We start from the raw sequence: 20,284 nt of genomic DNA, 5'->3' as shown, positions 1-20,284 counted from the left end.
CTCCTTCGTTGATCGTTTCTTTTTTGAACATTTCCGTCAAAAAAAGTAACTTTCCTATCTACGAGCATTCTTACCAAATCTGACGCACTCATGGCGGTATTCAAGCTAAAAATTAATAACCGTGACTATCAGACGGAAGCCGATCCGGATACACCCCTGCTGTGGGTGCTACGGGATCATTTAGGACTGGTGGGTACTAAATTCGGCTGCGGTATGGCCCAATGCGGAGCCTGTACCGTTCACGTCAATGGTGAAGCTACCCGTTCCTGCGTACTACCCGTTTCAGCGGTATCCCAGGCAAAAATCACGACGATCGAAGGGCTTTCTGAAAAAGGCGACCATCCCGTTCAGCAGGCCTGGAACGAAGTCGATGTACCGCAGTGCGGATACTGTCAGGCGGGACAAATCATGACAGCAGCGGCATTTCTCAAGAAAAATGCCAAGCCTACGCTGCCCGAAATCGAAGCGGCCATGTCGGGCAATCTTTGCCGCTGTGGTACGTATCACCGCATTCGTGAAGCCGTACAGCGAGCCGCCACGAAGAAAAAATAGCTGTCTCTGCTCTAAGCCCTAACTGCATTCATGACTTCCAACAGACGTACCTTTCTAAAACTGGCGGCTTCCGCAGGCGGAGGCTTGCTTTTGGGTTTTCACTGGACGGACAGTGAAGCCGCCCCCCGCTCCGACGGTACTTTCAATAGCTATCTGGCTATTTCGCCCGATGGTACCATCACCATTCAATCGCCCAACCCCGAAGTTGGGCAGAACATTAAAACGGCCTTCCCCATGCTGGTAGCCGAGGACCTCGACGCGGACTGGAAACGCGTCGTGATTGTTCAGGCTCCTTTAAATACTACTGCATTTGAGCGACAGGTGGCCGGTGGCAGTGGCTCCATTCGTCACTCCTACCAACGCCTGCGAAAAGCTGGAGCTACGGCTCGTCAGATGTTGATGCAGGCCGCGGCCAAACGCTGGCAGGTCCCCGTTCAGGAATGTACAACCGACAAGGGATTTGTCCTGCACGCGGGTAAAAAGCTCAGCTACGGCGAGCTAGCTACTGAAGCTTCCGCCCTGCCCATTCCCACCGATGTAGTATTAAAAAACCGGAAGGACTTTAAACTGATCGGACAGTCCGTGGCCAATACGGATAATCCCGCGATCGTGACGGGGAAACCGCTATTTGGTCTTGACTTTTACCGGGAAGGGATGCTGTTCGCCATGATTCAGCGACCTACGGCCTTCGGACTGAAGGTAAAGTCCGTTGACGCCGAAGCGGCGAAAGCCATGCCGGGGATTGTCGATGTGGTTACGTTTAAAAACAACGTTGCCATCGTAGGGAAATCCACCTGGCAGGTGCAGAAAGCCCGCGAAGTCGTGAAGATCACTTACGAAAAAGAGGCTGATCTGGAAAGTACAGCCGATCATAACCGGCTCTTACAGGAAATGCTCGACAGTTCCAAGGCGACGGTTCGACGCAAAGACGGCGATGTGGATACGGCTTTTCAGCAGGCGGCTAAAATTATAAAAGCTGAGTATCAATGCCCCTTCCTGCCCCATAATCCGATGGAGCCGATGAATTTTTTCGCTCACGTTCGGCCTGATGGTGTTGAACTGGTAGGACCGACTCAAACCCCGGAACTCGCCCGTACGGAAACGGCCAAATTACTTAACATCAGTCCTGACCGGGTCAGCGTAACCATGACCCGTATGGGCGGTGGTTTTGGTCGCCGGTTGAAGGCTGATTACGTACTCGAAGCCGCCGAGCTTTCGAGCTTGATTAAGGCCCCGGTAAAAGTAATCTGGACGCGTGAAGACGACATGGGTGGCGGCAGTTACCGGCCTTGTGTGCGGTACCGGTTTGAAGCGGCTCTGGATGCTCAGAACAACCTGATTGGCTATAAATTACGTGGTGTGGGCTTCAATGTTGGCAACTCTACGCGGGAGGATAATTTTCCATCGGGTGCCGTCCCGAACCTGCTGATTGATTCGGTTGACCGCAAGTCTGCCATTACGACGGGTCCCTGGCGGGCTCCGATTACCAATTTCCTGGCCTTCGCCGAACAGTCTTTCCTTGATGAAGTCGCCCAGGCGGCGGGTAAAGACCCCGTTGCCTTCCGGTTAGCTCTGCTGGATCAGGCCAAAGCCAAACCCGCCGGAGCCATCAAATACGACATTGACCGGATGAAGGCGGTCATCCAGCTAGCAGCCCAGAAAGCGGGCTGGGGTCAGAAGAAAAATCAGGGCTTTAGCGTCTATTTTTCGCATAACTCGTACGTGGCCCAGGTAACAGAAGTCAGCGTGAAAAAAGGTATCCCGGTAGTCAGCAAAATTCACGCCGCGGTTGATTGCGGCTGGTGGTCAACCCCAGCGGTGCCCGCCAGCAGGTGGTGGGTAGTATTGTGGATGGTCTGGGCCATGCGATGTACGGTAACCTAAGCTTCAAAGAGGGCGTACCGGAACAGAAAAATTTCAATAGCTTTCGGCTGATTCGTCTTTCTGAAATTCCGGAAGTAGACGTTCACTTTGTCGACAACGGAATTGACCCTACGGGTCTGGGTGAACCCGCTTTACCTCCCACGGGTGGTAGTGTAGCCAATGCCCTGTTTAAAGTAACGGGTAAGCGACTCCGTAATCAACCGTTTAGTGAAGAATACAAGGAACTTTTATAAACCATTTTAAGCAGAAAAGGATCGCCAGCATGGGTGATCCTTTTCTGCTTAAAATGGATAATCAATAGCCTTATTTAGTGCTTATCCACTACTAATGATCGATTATAAGCGTACAGTTATTCGTAGTTTTTAGCATTTCATATATTACCAAATATCAAAAATTATCGTACACAAACTTCTTTATATCAGTGGATTACATATAAAAAATATAAATATTATTATCTCCATTTAGCATAAATTATCTTTACATCTGAGAATAACAATCCCTTCAAGTCTTCGTCTCATTATCAATTCCTAATAAATTATACAAACGCTGTATTTTCCCAATTCATTTGTTGATTAAAAACGGATATCACTATATATTTAGCCAGACGTATAGCAGTATCACTTATTGATTGCCTTCTTGTTTCAATACCGTTTATTCTTCCTTATTACCGCCGAGTATGGATCGAACATTATTTACCTCGCTGTTTTTAGTATTCTCCACCACTACTCATAGTATTCCATGATGAACACTTTCCAAATGAAGGCAGCCCTCTCTCCGTATTTGAAGGGGACAGTCGCTTTGAAGGACAATGGTCAGTACCTTGCATTTCCCCTCAACCAGATTACAGCCGGGCTTCAGGCCAATGCCTATTACTTTGATCATCCGGAATGGGCGGAAGAATACCTCATTTACTGCCACCGAAGCGACCACTTCAAAAGTCGCTGGCAGGCTGCTTCGGGTGACTGGGACGATAAAGTAGTGGTAGACATCGGCTGTGGTCCCGGCAACATTTTTGCCACCTTGCAGGGAAATCCACGTCTGCTGATTGGCGTGGATGTGGCCCCCAACTCGCTGTTGTTTGCTGCTAAACAAGGTTATGTACCCGTATTGGCCGATGCTACTGCTTTGCCTTTTACTTCGGAATTTGCCGACATCGTAACGCTTAACGCTACGCTTCACCACTGCGATGACATGGAAACCGTACTTCGGGAAGCGGCCCGTCTGGTGAAGCCTGGTGGCGTGATCGTCACCGACCACGACCCCCAACTAAGTGCCTGGAATTACAAAGGGCTGGCCAAACTACTCTGGCATGCTCGTCTGTGGTACTACCGATGGATTGGCCATAGTTTCCACAAATCAGGACCTCAGCAACAGGCGGCTCTGGCTTCGGAAATTCACCATAAACCCGGTCACGGCGTTACGGAGCAGTTTTTTAAAAATACGCTGGAACCGCTGGGTTTTACAGTCAAGGTGTTTCCGCACAACCACGAAATTGGAGCGGATGCTTTAAAGGGAATTCCGGGTAAAGCTGAATTCAAATACCGGCTGGGCAATGTTCTGTCGGCCCGTAATCCTGATGCGGCCAGTAGTGCTCTATCACTGATGTGCGTCGCTACTAAACATTGATCTTGTTTTCCAAGAGGTATCGCTAGTTAGTCTACAAGACTATTTCCTCCGGCAGGTATCCGCAAAGCCAGCTGCCACTGGCTCTGCTGGTTAGTTATCGTGCCTCCTGACTTAGGGGTTTAGGATAACCTTTCGCATTCCTTCGCAGACCTGCTTCATTCGCTGGTAGGCCGCAGGCTTGTTGGCCGATTTATCCAGCTCAATAGCCAGTTGGCCCGCAGAGGCTTCGATGTGAAAGGTGGTCTGATCGGCCAATGTGGTGATCTGATCGATGTCGTCTTGCGAACCCCATTCCTTTTCTCCAAAGGCATCCGCCATATACGCTTGCAGAGCGGCTGTTCGGGATTGATCGTAATGAGCTGAAAAGGTATACGCCTTTTCATTGTCACTAACCGTAATGTTCGTATCCGATGAAGAGACACAGGACATACTCCAAAGACTCAGGCCAATGATCATTCCACCAAGTAAGATTTTCATAGCTATCGTTTCATTAGTTTGCATGGCAAGGTACTATGTATCGACCAGCTTTGCAATATTTTTTTTATGCATCGAAAATTGCAACCCTCAAAGCATTCATACGTCTGATTGTGCCTAGAATAAGCCAATTTAAATGTGCACACGAACTGCTGGAATAAGCCTTTTAGCATTCCCCGGCCAGAATCATCTATTTCCTTACTTAATCATTGACTACTATGGAATTCATGCCTGAAAAACCCGAATTTGCTCAAAAAGATACGTTACACAGTATGCTGGCTAAAGTAATGGCTCAGAATCGACTGATCCTGGATCTGTTGCGGCGGCCCCTATCTACGGAAGATAAAAATGAACTTACCAGTCGGGAACGGTACTATTTTCTCTCGTACATGATTTATCTGATGGAAAGCGGTCAGGTTACTTATTCCGCTGATGATTTGATGCGTTACAAGGATGAATTTGAGCAGCTAAAGTCCCGGCTAAATGATTAATACAAATAGAAAGTGAGTAGAGCTGCCGGACTTGAAAGTCACTCTACTCACTTTATTTCACACCATTAGCTTTCCAATACAAACGATTTTCAATACTTGTGCTTTTTAAACTATATCTGTTAACTAATTTTATAGTTTTATCATACATAGCTTAGCTCTACTTTACTTATGTTAAATTAAATATTGATTTTATCATGAATCTGCTGCATCATATCCTTAACTTTTTATTTTAAAAGTCCCTGTTTATGCCTGCTTTCAAAGTGAAAAACAAGCATCACCAAAAATATTTAAACGAATTGAATAGTAGCAACAGCATTACGTATATTGTAGTAATATTACTACAAGCTAATGAGCATTATTCACTTATCAGAAAAAATTAACCTACTGTACATCAAAAAATTACGTAGCTGTAAAGCTTATTTATTCAATTGAAAAATAAGCTTTTATCCCCTTGTTAATACATTAGTAGACTGGTTGAAACGTATAGTTATACCTATTTTTTTTCATTTTTAATTTTTTTATTAAAAGGCAAATTATTTATTTTGCACCACAATTAAGTAAAAACATCCGCCAAATTATTTGATCTAATCGTTGTACACCCCCCGCCATTGACGAAATTAATTTCTGCTAACAATCAACCATTTGTTAGTACTACCGAATGCTTTAACTAAGGCATTCAAACCTATCAATTTTCCGCCATCTTTTTTATTTCCAACAGACAACCGCTACTTGTCCACAGGTTTGCTTATGCTAAAAACGAACTCTTTTAGCTATCTGCGAACAACTATTTTATTGGTATTTAACATCGTCGCCTTACGAAACTTTTTCTAGGTTTCTCTACAACTCTATTGTGTATTAACAAGTACTTTACGATGAAAACTTTCGTATCTATTGCCACATTTTTACTAATTCATGCTGTGTTATTTGCACAGACCTCCCCTCCTTCTTCAAGCATCCGCGGTAGCGTCTGGCAGGAAAAGGGCATAGCCAACAATACAAAAGAAAATGGCGAAGTAGCCTGAACGGAATTTTGGTCGAACTTCGTAATCCTGACACCTACGATTTAATCAGTTCCACGATCACAGATGCTTCAGGCAATTTTGTTCTGCCCAGTTATCCCGGCAACTATGTTATTTCCTATGTATACCCCACCCAGGGTTACACGGACAGTATTGATGCTACCCAAAACGTAACTGTTCCTGCCAGTGGGTCCGTAAGCGTTCCCGGCATTGGGCTCAAGCCCATTACCAATACCCTAACGTACTGCACGGGTAAGCCCACTACCGTTACCAGCTGGACGGAAACCTTTCAGCTTCCTAAGTACGATGCCACCCTGGGTAAGCTCAATACCGTTTATATGTACGCCATGGAATCAGCGTACCACGCAAATATTAACATCGAAAACACGGGTAGTGCAGACAACTACAAACTATCCGTAGGAGGCTCAATTCTGATGGATTTGCCGGCTATTATTGGCGATATAGAGCTGATAACGAGCGTTAAGCTGTCCGGTTCCCTAGCCAATTTCGATGGTAAAGTAGACTATGCAGGCCCTTCCGGAATTTCTTATTATTACAAGTTTGCCAGTTCGACCAGCGAAAAGAAATACACGTCTACTGCTCAGAAAAATATCTTTACGGGTTCCGGAAACTTAGCCATTCCTACCACGGTAGAAAGCTCAACGACCATTTCGGGAGCCGGTAATCTGGAGACCGTAGTTTCTACGGAAGTAGGTGCGGGCGTTTGCGTTACGTATGAGTACACTCCCCTAAGCTTGCCCGTATCGCTGGCCGCTTTTACTGCCAAAGCGGAAGGGACTCAGGCCGCACTCCTGCAATGGAGTACCGCCTCCGAACGGAATAATGCTTTTTTTGAAGTACAGCATTCGACGGATGGAAAATCGTTCGAAACCGTCGCTCGAATAGCCGGAAAAGGTACGACGCAAGTACGTCAGGTATACAACTTTACGCACAACAATCTGAATCCACAGACGCTGCATTATTACCAATTGAAGCAGATTGACAACGACGGAACGTTTACGTATAGCAGTATGCGTTCAGTTCAATTAATCGACTACAAAGGCATTTCCCTTCAAGTGGCTTCTAATCCTGTTGCCAATGGAGAAGTTAAAGTACTCGTTGACTACTCGGATGAAAATTTACAGAAATCAACTTCCGTTCAGCTGTATTCTTTACAAGGTACGGTTATCGCCACTCAGCAACTGGAATTGATGCGTGGACGTAATGAGATTCGTTTTCCGGTACACGGCGTTGCTCCGGGACTGTACCTGGTCTCTCTGAAAAATGACTCGCTGGGTTCTGCCAAAACGTTCAAAGTGATCATTCAGCGATAACGATTACCCTGATCCAAACTCCGAATTCGTAGCGAAAAACATTCCGTTTTAGCTACGAATTCGTGGTTTTTCTGTACTCAGCAGACCGATTCAGTCGCCCGAACTGAATTTAGTTTTGTTTCTGAAGCTGATACAGAAAGTCCAGAGCCGCCGCATCGGGTAGGGGGCGAGTCTGTACCTGATCACCGAGCTCCATGATACGTTTGTTTTGATTTTCGTAGACTGGCCAGCCTGGTAAGCCTTTTCCGTTGGGATTTCCGGTTTTGATGAAATTCAGCCAGTACGCCGACATGATCCGGGCCAGTTCGTGATCTCCCTTCTGCCAGGGGCGATCGATGAATTTCAGGTTGTCATAGGCGTAGGCAACTTCGCCCGTGTGAAAGGCCCCGTACCTGGCGTATTCACCCGTACCCGGTACTTTCCGGGTAAAGCGATAAACGTACACCGGCTGACCCTGTTGACTTTGTATCTGAGCCCAGGCGTAATTCTGAATGCCAAACATCAGATCCCGTGAAAGATTGTATTGCGAAACCGTTGCCTGCTCCTCAGTAGTTGCCGGGTAAAAACGCAAAAGCGAAGCCGCCTCCGATCCATACTGCTGCTGTAGGTACTGGCAATACGCTCCAGCCGTTTTCAGGGGACTTTGCAGTAGCCCTTCTTCCTCATTCCAGCCCGTGAGTAAAACGACGGGATTCTGTTTTCGGGTGGCAAACAACTGAGCCACCGTTTCGGGCAGGATGTACCCATCAACGATGGGGCCCCGAACGGTGGGTGCCATTCGCTGAATCTCAGCGGCAGGTTTACCGCGAAGCTCGGCCAGGGAGGCTGCTTTCAACGTGTGCATGGCTTGCACACCACTTTCCTCGGCTGCTTTTAAACCGGCCAGGGGTCGGGCAAAACTGGCTCCGCTTTCGGCGATGGCTTTTTGAAAAAGATGACTAGCCTGAGGACTGGCAACCAGACTATTCACACTCATCGAACCCGCCGACTGACCGGCAATGGTCACGTTTGCAGGATCTCCTCCGAAGGCGGCGATGTTTTTCTGCACCCAACGCAAGGCGGCAATTTGATCCATCAGCCCGTAATTTCCGGAAGCATGATGACCCGATTCCTGCGTAAGCTCGGGATGAGCGAAGAATCCAAAAGGCCCTACCCGGTAGTTGAAACTAACGAAGACAATGCCTCTGGCAGCCATGGCGGTCCCATCATAAATAGGTACGGCACTTCCTCCACCCGAAAAACCACCGCCGTAAATCCAGACCAATACGGGTTGTTTTTCGCCTTTACGAGCACTGGTCCAGACATTTAGATACAGACAATCTTCGCTAATGGGTTCTTTAGGAATCAGAAATTCCTGGCTCCACATACTGAACGGAGCGGGAGAAGGCTGCATGGGACTGGGTCCGAAGGAAGTACACGCCCGAACACCTTTCCAGGGTACCACTGCGTGAGGAGCTTGCCAGCGAAGATTACCCACGGGCGGTGCCGCGAACGGAATGCCCTTGTAACTACGAACGTCCCCCTGACGACTGCCCGTAATGCGTCCTCCTTCGATGCGAAGCGTTTGGGCGGTACTTGCAGAAAGCAGACCCAGTATTCCCCAGAGTATAAAGCAGCTGTAACGTATGCGTTTTTTCATCGTTTGAATCAAGGTACCGCCACCTGATTGGCTTTGAGAATTTTGCTAAAAAACAACACCTGATACGGCAAGGCGTTCTCCCAGTACGGCCAGGTATGGGCACCGGGCCGTTCCGTGTAGTCGTGAGGCGTCTGGTTTTCGACCAAACGGAGGTGCAGGTCGCGGTTCGTCTCAATCAAAAAATCATCCACGCCAATATCCAGAATCAAAGGTAACTGGTTACTCTTGAGCCGATCGGCCAGGGTTACGAGCGTATAGCCGGGATAAGGCATGGGCCCGGATTTGGGCGGTCCCAGGAGGCGGGCAAAATTAGCAGCCCGCAACCGGGCAAAGCTCGAATCTACTTTCCAGTGAGCGGTGTTGATGTCCATCACCCCACTCATACTACCCGCTGCCGCATACAGCTCGGGGTGGCGGCTGGAAATATACAGGGCTCCATGCCCGCCCATGGAAAGCCCCGCAATAACGCGGCCCTTCCCCGTGCGAACGGTGCGGTAGGTACGATCAATTTTCTCGACAAGTTCCTGAGCAATAAACGTTTCAAACTGGCTTTCCTTCACGAAAGGACTATCGAAATAATAACTGGTTGGGTCGCCATCGGGCGTTACAATAATCAGGTTGTACTGATCCGAAAGCCGGTGCAGTAACGTGCGGTCAGGCGTTTTGGTGAGCCAGTCCCGAAAACTTCCGCTCCCCCCGTGCAACAGGTACAGAACGGGAAAAGCCTGCTTTGTCTTTTTGTACCGATCGGGCAGAACGACTGCCGTTCGTAGGGTTCGGTTCATGCGGGTGCTAGTGATCTCCAGCGTATCAACGCGGGCAGCATGGCTTGAAAAAGCGGCCAGCGTAAGAAGCGTCAGTAAAAAAAGTTCTTAATCATATCCGAAACAACGGTAAAGAGGTAGGGTAATTCCGTTTAAAACGCCGTAGTACGAAGGTAATAAAAGTTAGAAATGGTATAAACAAGCATGCTCAGGGTATCGATTGAATAGCCTAGTATTTTTTTAACCTGAGTTGATACTTTTTAATCATAAGTAAACAGGTTAGCTAAAGACTTACCATCTTTACTTAGCCTAATCAGGTAACCTGACGGGGCACGATGTCATTGCCGCCACATACATTGATCCGTTTGCTGAAACCAATATTTGCTTTGCCGCGTCTCCCCACCAGGAACCGGCTTGGTACGGTATGGTTTCTGCCCATTATTCCATGAATTATTGCACACGCTTACTAGTAGTTCAAAATAGCGATCCGGATTTAGAAAAAATTCGGAATTTCCTTAGCGGAAGGTATGATGCCCAGGAAATTGCACGGTTAAAAACGATAGCAGAAGCTGCCGATTTCTTACGTTCTCCCCGTGCTACTAATCTGGAAGTCGTCTTACTGGATAGTTCGGTTACAGGCCCTTATTTAGCCGAAGCCATTACGGCTTTGGTATCGCTTTGTCCTCGCACGCCCATCATTGTTCTAGCCGATGATCCGGCCTTTGGTCTCAGTAGCCGATTCATTGAATTAGGCTTTTCCGATTATTTGCTCAAAAGCGAATGGTCAGCTTTCTCTTTACAAAAGAGTATTTTGTACTGCATTGAACGATATAAATTAAAAATCTCTTTACTTGAATCCGAAAAACGGTACAGTACGTTATTTCAGTTAAGTCCGGTACCCATGTGGGTGTATGATTTAAAAACCCTGAAATTTGTTGACGTAAATGAAGCAGCTCTAAAGCATTATGGCTACGATAAAGTCGAATTTCTCAATATGTCGATCCGGGAAATAAGACCCAGGGAGGATATTCTCTTACTGGAGGAGGCGGTAAAAGAATCGCTGCTTTCGGAGAGAAATTCTTACCAGGGTATGTTTCGGCATCAAAAGAAAAATGGGGAAATTATTTTTGTATACATTCAAAGCAAAGTCATTTTCCTCAACGGCCGTCAATCGAAGCTGATTCTAGCCAACGACATTACCCAGCATGTGCATTACGACCGAACCATTAAAACCCAGAACCAGAAGTTAAAAGAAATAGCCTGGATTCAGTGTCACGTGGTTCGAACCCCCATCGCTCGTCTGATGGGTCTGGTTGATGCTCTGGAAGAAGAAGAAATGAATGAAGCCCTGCGAACTGAATTAATGGCTCACATTCGTACTTCGGCTCAGGAACTGGATACGATTGTACGAGATATTGCCCATAAAGCTCAGCAGGTAAACGCCAATTTGCCTTACAATTTATGAACGTACTCATCGTAGATGATGATCTCATAACGCTTAAGCTACACCAGTTACGGGTCATCAACATGGGTTTGTCCCGACAACCGCAGCTTTTTTATAATGGCAGGGAAGTTCTGGATTTTTTACTTGCGGCTCAGGAAACGGACGAATCATACCTCATTTTGCTGGATCTGAACATGCCCCTTATGAATGGCTGGCAATTTCTGGAAGCCCTACAGCAGTATGACCTGCGTAGTGTAATCCGGGTGGTGATTATCACCTCATCCGTAGATCCGGCGGACCAGCAGCGGGCGGCGAACTACCCCCAGGTTGCGGCGTATCTGGAAAAACCTTTAAGTCGGAAAGGGCTGGAGATACTGGCTTCGATTTTTGAATAAAACTAGTTCGGCGATCGGGAAAACACATACGCATTGTCCCGGTCGCGAACTAATTTCCTGCAATCAAAGGTTCAATACCCCCTTTTAACCAGAAATTTAGAGAAAACGTACGCCTGCTTTTTGATAAGGCTCAAAGCGTGCGTCGTCTGCATTGCGTTCGGTAATGATATGGGATACTTCCGCAAGCCGGCATACTGCAAAAGGATCCTGCGTACCAAGCTTGCTGGCGTCTGAGAGGGCAATGACCTGGAGCGAAGCGGCTGCCATGGCCCGTTTCAGTTCGGCCTCGGGCTGATGGGTGGCAGTAATGCCCGCCTGAAGATCGATGGAGCAAACGCCCATGAAAAACAAGTCCGCCCGGAACTGTTCGACGGCTTTTACGGCTAGCAATCCGGTTAAGATTTCCCGTTCTTTGTTGTACTTCCCACCTAGTATTTGTGTTTCAATATTTGCATACTGACCCAGCAAAGGAATCAATGCTGCATTATTCGTAATCACCCGAAGTTCGATCGCTACGGGTAGCAAAGAAACGAGCGTGTAAACCGACGTACCACTATCCATGAATACCGTCATGCCGTTTCGCAGTAGTCGGATGGCTTTCAGAGCCATCCGTTCTTTGTCTTCACTCAGGTAGCCAATCCGATCTTTGAAGGTCAGGGGATGGGCGGAGCGGGGCATGGCTCCGCCGCGAATTTTAGCCAGCAGGCCCAGATTAGCCAGTTCATCAATATCCCGACGGATTGTATCTTCTGAAACGTTCAGCTCCAGACTGAGGCTGGCAAAGGTGACCGATTTTTCCTTTTCAAGCTGGGCCAGAATGTGCGAAAAGCGTAGTTCTTTTTTCATAACGCAGACGGCAGACGGTAACTCACTTCCAGACGATTCTGCTCCGGATCATGACTTTCAAATTCGTAATACCCATCGCCCGTTACCCGTGGTCCGCGTAGGATAGGAAAACCCGCCCCGGCAAGTTCCTGAGCTTTACGCTCTACTGCTTCGCGACTTTCTACTTCAAATGCCAGGTGGATCAGCCCCAGGTGCTGTTGCTGAAGCGTGTCGTTACGGTTTTCCGGAATATCTGCTTTATGGAGCAGTTCGAGTCGGGCTCCTGACTCAAAATGCAGAAAGTAACTTTCCAGTCCTGTAGTCGCATTCCGGTACTTTGCGTTGGATTGGCCGTAAAAATACGTTTCGTAAAAAGCCCGCATGGTTTCCAGATGGCGGGTCCAGATGGCTACGTGTTCTAATTTCATGAATAAAAATCAGTGAAAAGATCGATAGGAAATACTCACCACCACCAGTAAGGCAGCAATGCCCGCAAAGGCTATGGGTAAGGAAGTCAATTCAGCCACCAGGCCAATGAGTGCCGGACCCGCCAGCTGACCCGCGTATCCAATGGTTGTGACGATGGGCAGAGCCTGAGCGGCCGAGGTATGTGGCAACTGTCCCGAGGCACTAAAAAAGATAGGCACAATGTTGGCCGCTCCCAGTCCGACGAGCGTGAAACCCACGAGCGAAAGTTCAAACCAGGGACTAAGAATGACCAGCCCAAAACCCGCACTGGCCAGTAAGGCTCCGCCCCTGACCAGCGTCCGGGCGTTCAGCTTTTGCGTAAGTCCATCCCCCAGCAACCGCAGGATGGTCATGGCTACGGAAAAAGCCGCGTATCCGAGTCCCAGCAAGGCGGGGTCCACGTGGTGGATGTCACGTAAAAAAACGGCACTCCAATCCAGGATGGAGCCTTCCGCCAGAAATACGATGAAACACATCAGACCCAGAAACAACACCGCCCCGCTGGGCCAGCTCAGACCTGCTGATGCTTCGCTGCGTACCTCTTCCGCTACGGGTAACAAAGCTTTATACTGACTACTGAGCATGAGTACCAGACTTAGCGAGACCAGTCCTGCCGCCCAGAATGGACTTAACTGGAGCTTTAATAAACCCGCCATTACCAAAGGTCCTAAGATTCCTCCCAGACTATAGAGGCCGTGAAAAGAAGACATAATCGGCTTTTGCATTTGTTTTTCGACGCTGAGGGCCTGTACATTCATCGCCACATCGACTGTAGCCATACTTGCCCCGAAAAAAAACAGGGCTGCTCCCATGGCTAGCGGATGAACCAGTATGACCAGGGTTGGCAACAGGAAGGCCATTAGTAAACCAGCCGCCAGAATGACGTTCCGACTTCCGTAGCGATGCAGGAAAATGCTACTCAGGGGAAGCATGATTAAGGCCCCAGCTCCAAGCGAAAGTAACAAAAGACCTAGCTGAGCCTCGTTCAGAGCCAGACGTTCTTTGGCAAAAGGCACCAACGGAGCCCAGGTGGCAATACCAAGGCCGCATACCAGAAAAATGAATAAGGTAGCCCTGCGAGCTTTCAATACCTGCATACGAATCTACTTTTTGCAATTTTATGCAAAAACGCATTTTAATGCAAAAAAAACAGTACTGAAATTCTAACCGATGGAAAAGGTGTATTCTTTGTTTACATCAAATTATTCACTATCAACTTTTTACAAAACAAAAAGAGACGGAAGTAGCTCCGCCTCTTTTGCATAGAATTGATTGAACTTGTAAACGAATAGCCTAAAGGATGACGATTTTGCGAGCATATACGCCTGAGCGGTCCTGGATACGTAAAACGTAGGTACCGGGTGCAAGCGACTGCGTAGGGCTTACCCGGATCTCCTGCGAAGCGGATGAAATCTGTACGGGTACACGTATGCCTTGTAAGGTTTGCAACTGAATCTGCGTGGCTTCGTCCTGAATGCGTAGGCTGAAGGTTGATCCCCGACTGGGGTTGGGGTATACGGAAAACAGACGATTTTCGGGGGAATCGATAATGACGGAAACACTACGGAATATCTGACTGCTGCCATCCGTATCGATTTGTTTGAGGCGGTAGTAGTTGACTCCATAGGCCGCCTGTTCATCGACAAACGTGTAGGTCTGAGCTTGTTTCGACTGCCCTTTAGCGGGTAGCGTACGAATGCCTTCGAAGGTTTTACCATCGCGACTTTTTCAACGATGAAATACGCACTGTTTACTTCCTGAGACGTACCCCAAGTCAGCACCGCCTGTTGCTGATTATTGGCTTCGGCCTTGAAGTAGCTCAATTCTACCGGGAGCGAGGTTTCCTTACAACCCGGAACGCTGGCATTGAATAACTGATAGTGGTTTTCGCCACCGGACTGATCGTAACTACGAGCAATCACCTGACCATCAATATTGCTGGAAATGCTTTTTATAACATCGGCAGACGGGGCCAGCAAACTTCCTTTGATGGTGTTATTTTGACCTGTCAATAAGATTTTACTGGTCTGATGAAAGTTAAAGAGGATGAATTGTCCGTCCTGATCACCAATACCGGTAAAGTTAAAGGGGTTCCAGTTGAAAGTTCCGTTTACACTTACGTTTATAACAAAGGGCGTTGAAGCATTGGGTCGTTGTACACTACCCGAAAATCCAATCGAAACAATCCGGTTTAAATCCTCACCTGAGATATTCAGCGTATTCACGGTATTCGCTTTCAAAACCACTTTTACCTGACCATGACCTGGAATTTGGGTAGAAGTAATCGGTTCGCCATTGGGAGTCACCAGAGTAGCGTTTGTCGAACAGAATGAAATGTCATGAGAAGCTACTTCAAAGTTTTTATAGATCGTCTCGAAATCAATTTTCTCGCCCTCACCAATGGGTACTTTATCAACGGGCTGCGTGAGTGCTAGTTCAATCCGTGGATTGCTATCGCGTGAAAATCCCTTTTTAACAATTCGCGTGCTTTCCGTTTGATGATTGCCATTGGAGACATCCGTATTACTCAGATTTCCAATCTTCACATAGCGGCCATTTCCAATCTTCACGGTATTGCCGCTTTCAAAAATCACCTGATTGCCTACGTACAGACCAATGATGTTCGTTCCCGTTCCTCTGTACGTGCCTACTTCATGAATATTAACCTGATAACCGCCTTTGATGATAAAATTACCACCAGCCGCCATAGGTCCGTCGGTTTCGTTGCTTGATACGGTCAGGTTATCCCGAACCATTACGTTAAAGCCCATCGCGGGGCTTAGAGGGTTTTGTGCGTGAGCCGTTACTGCAAGAGAAGTAAGTACGGCCGCTGCTAAGCTATTTCGCAGAGTAGATATAAACTGCATAAATTCAATCCTTTAAAATGAGACAACAGGGTTTGAGTCCTTGCTGGCAGGCAGGGGTTAATTCAATGCTTCAAAATGTTTCAAAAGGATACCTTAGCCCACGGCGTTAACACCTATCTTTCACAAAGACGGCGAACGAATAATGATATACGTAAGCCCTAACGAGGCACACGATACAGCAGGCGGTAAAGGTTAATCAATGAACACAACGGAATTTTGGATTTCGCAAAAGAAATCCCGGATGAGAACTGGGCGGTAAGTCAGGAACAAGCAGACGACAAAGAGGGCAAAAAACGACTGCTACAACACTAAAAAATACTGGCAGGTACTATTGGCGTTTAGACCTAACTATTACTTGGCGGGAGACTGTTTCTCACGTATTCAAAACACCTGTAAAAGGGCGGCAGGGCCTTGATTACGAGGCAAATGTAATAGGCTTTTTTAATTAAGCAAACGTAGTAATTAAAAAATTTTACTAATGACGAATAGTCATATCCGTTAGCTTTACACCTAAAAGCCTGATATTTAAGAGTACAGTCTTGTACTTTACGAGTTTAAATACTTACTTATACAGGTGATTTTTACTTATAATTTTAAACGCATATGAATCATACTTAATAACTGAGCGGTTGCAATAACCAGGCCTGAGAATAGAAGACTCTTTACTAATCCCAGCCCGCTGGTTAACAAAGTATCGGGCAAAGTCCAGCCTGTAAGCTCCGCTAAACTGTAAAAGTAGTACGGCAACAGATAGCAGGTTAGCGTATACACGCCGGCGGGTTTGAGCCAGATAAACCAGCGTTCTTTTTGACCAATCTCCACTAGTACGTAAATTACCGCATATACCAGTAGTGCAATGCCGGTACACAGAAACACCCAGGTAGGCGTAGCTGTATTTTTGAAGTGATGAAGTACGCATGAGCAATAAACCCGGCACCCAACATGAGGCAGCCCCCTCCTACCAGAAAGCTCACCCCCCGAACCGAGTCCTGTTTTCGTAGTAGAAGGGTCGTCAGCAGGCCCGCCATGGTAAAAGCGTGAAACGCTCCATTACCTAGAATCAGATCCTGCAAGGGAAAACCTGCGACTTGCCAGTCGGCGTGAGCAGCGATGGTCGCCAGCGTAAAAAAGAAGAACGCTCCAACCAGTGCTCCAGTAGTACCCTTCATCCACACATAGAGTAAGGCTGAAACGCCGTAGCCCCAGCCGATCAGCCCCAGGATTCCCCACCATTGAGGACGGAAAATTTGCGGATTTTCTGGTGTACCTCCGCGAAATCGTACGGCCAGGACCAGTAAAATCAGTACCCCCATACCTTGTAGTAGGCGGACCAAAACGGGGGCAAAAGTTTTCGGATACACATTCCAAATCAGAAAAAAAGCCGTAACCATCAAAATCTGAAACCAGGCCGAAGAAAGACCCGTGAGCTCTGAGTTTATGTCCGGAGCATTGACCGTAAAAACTCCCATGACCAGTAATGCCAGCGTACGTACTACAATATGCCCGGAAATCCGTACCGGGGATTCTCTTTTGGTTAACCGGGCATCTACGCCAAGCGGAATGGACATTCCCAAAATGAAAAGAAAACAGGGAAACACCGTATCCGCTAGTCCCAGAAAGTCGACGTTCGCCTCGGCGTGTTCCAGCCAGGAAGGAATCGCCCGCAGCGTCCAGAGATCGTTGACGAAGATCATGAGTAACATCGTCAATCCCCGAAAAACGTCGATGGAAGGAATACGCGAATTTTTCATAGCAGAAAACTAGGGAGTTAAGCGGGCAATTTCACGGTACAGATCATGAAAACATCGCGTGGGCGTTTCTTCGGAAGTGCTTTTTTTCCGACCATAGAATTCATCCAGAAAACTGCCGGCATCTGACCAAACGGTTTGCATCATACCCTGATACAATTCTTTCATGGGCCGGGTAGCCGAGCGGCGGAACCGGAGCATGTCCTGTACCTGAGCAACGGCATTTTTAGGTTTCCGCCAGGGACAGGTTACTACGCTGAGGCCTTTCATGGCAAAGTACACGGGCGTCTGGTCAGGACGTTCGTAATGCCAGTCACAAATCATCACGTCTTTCGGAATCAGATCGATGGCCCGGTGGGTCTGGTTAAAGCTGGCTTCCCACATCCCCATACCCGTGACTTTACCCTCCAGTAAGCGATCTCCCCACATCCAGAGTTTGCGGTTTTTCTGGGCCAGATGGTCCCGAAGCGTGCGTACCTCTCCGGCGTATAGTTCAGCCGGGTCACGACCACCGCAGCGGGGGCAGCGGGCTTCCCCGATGTAAAAGACCTCATCCAACCCGGCGTGGAAGGCAGAGGCTTCGAAAGCATCGCAAATTTCGTCTGTTAGATCGAATACGATCGCATGTACGTCCGGATGCAGCGGGCAATAGCTTTTACAGTACAAGCCATCGGGATTGGGCCACTCGTACTTGGCGGGCATTTTCACCCAGGGCGTTTCATCCAGTTGCGGGTATTTTTCCAGCAGATTTCCGGTTTTGTTAGCCCAGGACTGATGGCCCAGCAAATTAACCTGCGGAATCAGCGTAATCTTATTTTTGCGGCAGGCTTGCACGAGTCGGCGTACCTCGCTTTTGACAAAGCCACACTGTCGCGTAATTCAGGATGCGTTTTGAATTGATAGTTGTAATCCACCCGCAGGACCAGTGTATTAACTTTTCGAGGGGCCAGTTCCGTATCAATGAAACGGATAAACTCATCGAGTCGATTCGGCAAGGGAGCAGCGATACAGAAGCCCCGAACGGGAAGCAATGTATCCAGCGACATTTGCTGAGCCTGGGTCTTCGCAACCGCCAGCACTAAAATCATCCACAGAAAAAGTCGTTTCATAACGGTAGTTAGAGGTCTAGCGTAAAGATACGTCAGCCAGCGGAGACCCAGCTTCAATTCTACCCTATCTTCCTTAATCGATGGAAACAATGTAACGGATTAAGCATCAAAATAGCTTTTTACGGTACGCAGTGGGCATTCCTACGGTATTTTCTGGTTCGGAGCCGCTATTATTTGGCCTTGCGAAGGCTTTTTAGGCTTTTCCGTTGGCAATACCCCGTTTCTGTTTTAATTTTAATTATTTAAGCCGTACTTCCTACGCAGCTCCCCTGTTTTACTGGAAACTTATGTCTGTCGCGTCCTTCCTCATTGTCTTCTTTTTCATCAATTACGTCCGCAAAACGTTAGATACAGCGAATAAAAATGTCTGGCTGGATCAACAGCTGGTGTACCTCCGGCATTTTTCTATCGCTCTGCTCGTAGGTCAGATGATCCTTCGGGATTCGGTACTGATTCGGATGGCCTGGCCGCTGGTGCTTTTTGGGATGATTCTTGCCGTTTTCAAGCTGGATTTTTTTCGTCCTGTACGTTCGGTTTCCATTTCGCTGATTCCTTTCACGGCAGTCTCGTTTTTGTCTACGTTCATTCAATTGCTAAACGAAGATTTCTATGGTCAATTTGACGACTACCTCAATGCCGCCCGCTTTTTCGCTTTCGTTTGGGTATTCGCGTTGTGGCTGAATAACCGAAAGCAGGAGAAAGCGTTGGAAGATGAACGTCTGCGGCGGGAACAACAGGAGCAACTAAGCAAGGTAACCGAAGCCCAGAAAAATGAACTCGAAGTACTCGTCGCTGAACGTACCGCCGAACTTCGTTTACAAAAAGAAGAACTCGAAAAAGCCCTTGATCACCTGAAAGCTACGCAAAACCAGCTCATTCACGCCGAGAAGATGGCTTCACTTGGGGAACTGACGGCGGGGATTGCCCACGAAATCCAGAATCCCCTCAACTTCGTCAATAACTTCTCGGAAGTCAGTGTCGAACTCGTGGAAGAATTGCGGGAAGAGTCCCAGAAAGAAACGCTTGATACGGAATTAGTCAGTGAGCTGCTCAGCGATATTGAGCAGAACCTTCAGAAAATTCAGCACCACGGCAAGCGGGCGGATAGTATCGTAAAAGGGATGCTTCAACACTCGCGTACGTCTTCGGGGCAAAAAGAAGCGATTGATCTGAACGCTCTGGCTGATGAGTACCTGCGACTGGCCTACCACGGCTTGCGGGCCAAGGATAAAACCTTCAACGCCAAATTAGTAACGGATTTCGATGCCAGTCTGGGCAAGATCAACGTCTTGCCGCAGGATTTGGGCCGGGTATTGCTGAATATGTTTACCAATGCCTTTTACGCCGTCTCCGAACGCAAGCGTCAGCAACCGCAGGGCTACGAACCTACGGTGAGCATTCGGACCCAGCGTGTGCAGAAACAGATCGAAATACGCATTCGCGACAACGGTACAGGAATGCCCGAACACGTCAAACAGAAAATTTTTCAGCCCTTTTTCACCACCAAACCCAGCGGACAGGGTACGGGTCTGGGCCTTTCCCTAAGCTATGACATCATTACCAAAGCCCACGGCGGTACGCTGGAAGTGATTTCCGAGCCAGATGCTTTTACTGAGTTTATTATTCGCCTGCCCGCCTAATCCAA

At 47.8% G+C, this 20,284-nt stretch carries 17 protein-coding genes and 2 pseudogenes; 8 read left to right on the top strand and 11 right to left on the bottom strand.

What is annotated here, in order from left to right; translation table 11 throughout:
- Positions 1–90: 90 nt before the first annotated feature.
- The 3 genes and pseudogenes from BWI93_RS15355 (at position 91) to BWI93_RS15345 (ending at position 4,062) form a co-directional block, all read left to right on the top strand.
- Complete coding sequence (locus tag BWI93_RS15355; RefSeq protein ID WP_094812794.1) at positions 91–552, top strand: (2Fe-2S)-binding protein; 462 nt, start codon at positions 91–93, stop codon at positions 550–552.
- Between the two features lie 30 nt (positions 553–582).
- A pseudogene (locus tag BWI93_RS15350) lies at positions 583–2,669 on the top strand (molybdopterin cofactor-binding domain-containing protein).
- Between the two features lie 523 nt (positions 2,670–3,192).
- A complete protein-coding gene (locus BWI93_RS15345) occupies positions 3,193–4,062 on the top strand; it encodes a class I SAM-dependent methyltransferase (RefSeq protein WP_094812792.1) in 870 nt (289 codons plus the stop codon).
- Between the two features lie 111 nt (positions 4,063–4,173).
- Here the strand turns inward: BWI93_RS15345 and BWI93_RS15340 are convergent, their stop codons facing one another.
- Entirely contained in the window at positions 4,174–4,539 is a 366-nt protein-coding gene (locus BWI93_RS15340; protein WP_094812790.1) for a hypothetical protein, read from the bottom strand.
- Between the two features lie 215 nt (positions 4,540–4,754).
- Here BWI93_RS15340 and BWI93_RS15335 point away from each other — a divergent pair, with 215 nt between their 5' ends.
- Together BWI93_RS15335 and BWI93_RS15330 are read left to right on the top strand one after the other, a co-directional pair.
- A complete protein-coding gene (locus BWI93_RS15335; protein ID WP_094812788.1) occupies positions 4,755–5,027 on the top strand; it encodes a hypothetical protein in 273 nt (90 codons plus the stop codon).
- A 1,030-nt stretch (positions 5,028–6,057) separates the two neighbouring features.
- On the top strand, positions 6,058–7,380 hold the full coding sequence (locus BWI93_RS15330; protein ID WP_094812786.1) for a T9SS type A sorting domain-containing protein: 1,323 nt from the start codon (positions 6,058–6,060) through the stop codon (positions 7,378–7,380).
- Positions 7,381–7,489: 109 nt separating this feature from the next.
- Here BWI93_RS15330 and BWI93_RS15325 read toward each other — a convergent pair whose 3' ends face one another.
- A complete protein-coding gene (locus tag BWI93_RS15325) occupies positions 7,490–9,019 on the bottom strand; it encodes a carboxylesterase/lipase family protein (protein WP_094812868.1) in 1,530 nt (509 codons plus the stop codon).
- An 8-nt stretch (positions 9,020–9,027) separates the two neighbouring features.
- Positions 9,028–9,804, bottom strand: a complete 777-nt coding sequence (locus BWI93_RS15320; protein WP_094812784.1) for an alpha/beta hydrolase family protein — start codon at positions 9,802–9,804, stop codon at positions 9,028–9,030.
- Between the two features lie 424 nt (positions 9,805–10,228).
- Between BWI93_RS15320 and BWI93_RS15315 the strand changes: the two genes are divergently transcribed.
- A complete protein-coding gene (locus BWI93_RS15315; RefSeq protein WP_158242834.1) occupies positions 10,229–11,248 on the top strand; it encodes a PAS domain S-box protein in 1,020 nt (339 codons plus the stop codon).
- On the top strand, positions 11,245–11,622 hold the full coding sequence (locus BWI93_RS15310; protein ID WP_094812780.1) for a response regulator: 378 nt from the start codon (positions 11,245–11,247) through the stop codon (positions 11,620–11,622). Before BWI93_RS15315 ends, BWI93_RS15310 begins: the two co-directional genes overlap by 4 nt.
- Before the next feature lie 96 nt (positions 11,623–11,718).
- Here BWI93_RS15310 and BWI93_RS15305 read toward each other — a convergent pair whose 3' ends face one another.
- The 8 genes and pseudogenes from BWI93_RS15305 to BWI93_RS28930 all read right to left on the bottom strand — a co-directional run bounded on the left by BWI93_RS15305 (position 11,719) and on the right by BWI93_RS28930 (position 18,639).
- On the bottom strand, positions 11,719–12,468 hold the full coding sequence (locus BWI93_RS15305; RefSeq protein ID WP_094812778.1) for a DeoR/GlpR family DNA-binding transcription regulator: 750 nt from the start codon (positions 12,466–12,468) through the stop codon (positions 11,719–11,721).
- Positions 12,465–12,875 (bottom strand): VOC family protein, encoded by a 411-nt coding sequence (locus BWI93_RS15300; RefSeq protein ID WP_094812776.1) that lies wholly within the window; start codon positions 12,873–12,875, stop codon positions 12,465–12,467. The genes BWI93_RS15305 and BWI93_RS15300 overlap by 4 nt, the downstream gene beginning before the upstream one ends.
- Before the next feature lie 9 nt (positions 12,876–12,884).
- Positions 12,885–14,012 (bottom strand): MFS transporter, encoded by a 1,128-nt coding sequence (locus BWI93_RS15295; RefSeq protein WP_094812774.1) that lies wholly within the window; start codon positions 14,010–14,012, stop codon positions 12,885–12,887.
- Positions 14,013–14,208: 196 nt separating this feature from the next.
- On the bottom strand, positions 14,209–14,391 hold the full coding sequence (locus tag BWI93_RS29645; RefSeq protein WP_369679167.1) for a T9SS type A sorting domain-containing protein: 183 nt from the start codon (positions 14,389–14,391) through the stop codon (positions 14,209–14,211).
- Between the two features lie 401 nt (positions 14,392–14,792).
- A pseudogene (locus tag BWI93_RS15290) lies at positions 14,793–15,782 on the bottom strand (collagen-binding domain-containing protein); the annotation flags it as partial.
- A gap of 833 nt (positions 15,783–16,615) precedes the next feature.
- Complete coding sequence (locus BWI93_RS15285) at positions 16,616–17,533, bottom strand: DUF5009 domain-containing protein (RefSeq protein WP_255157902.1); 918 nt, start codon at positions 17,531–17,533, stop codon at positions 16,616–16,618.
- Positions 17,534–17,542: 9 nt separating this feature from the next.
- Positions 17,543–18,364, bottom strand: a complete 822-nt coding sequence (locus BWI93_RS15280) for a family 20 glycosylhydrolase (RefSeq protein WP_255157901.1) — start codon at positions 18,362–18,364, stop codon at positions 17,543–17,545.
- Positions 18,331–18,639, bottom strand: coding sequence for a hypothetical protein (locus BWI93_RS28930; protein WP_255157900.1), 309 nt, complete (start codon positions 18,637–18,639; stop codon positions 18,331–18,333). Before BWI93_RS28930 ends, BWI93_RS15280 begins: the two co-directional genes overlap by 34 nt.
- A gap of 287 nt (positions 18,640–18,926) precedes the next feature.
- Here BWI93_RS28930 and BWI93_RS15275 point away from each other — a divergent pair, with 287 nt between their 5' ends.
- The gene (locus BWI93_RS15275; protein ID WP_094812770.1) at positions 18,927–20,279 is read left to right on the top strand and encodes a sensor histidine kinase; all 1,353 of its coding nucleotides are present in this window, start codon (positions 18,927–18,929) and stop codon (positions 20,277–20,279) included.
- The last annotated feature ends 5 nt before the right edge of the window (positions 20,280–20,284 follow it).

Source organism: Siphonobacter sp. BAB-5385 (assembly GCF_002261125.1).
In the GTDB taxonomy this organism is placed as follows: Bacteria; Bacteroidota; Bacteroidia; order Cytophagales; family Spirosomataceae; genus Siphonobacter.
Note: the sequence above shows the minus strand (reverse complement) of the source record. Positions and strands in the feature narration are given on the sequence as shown.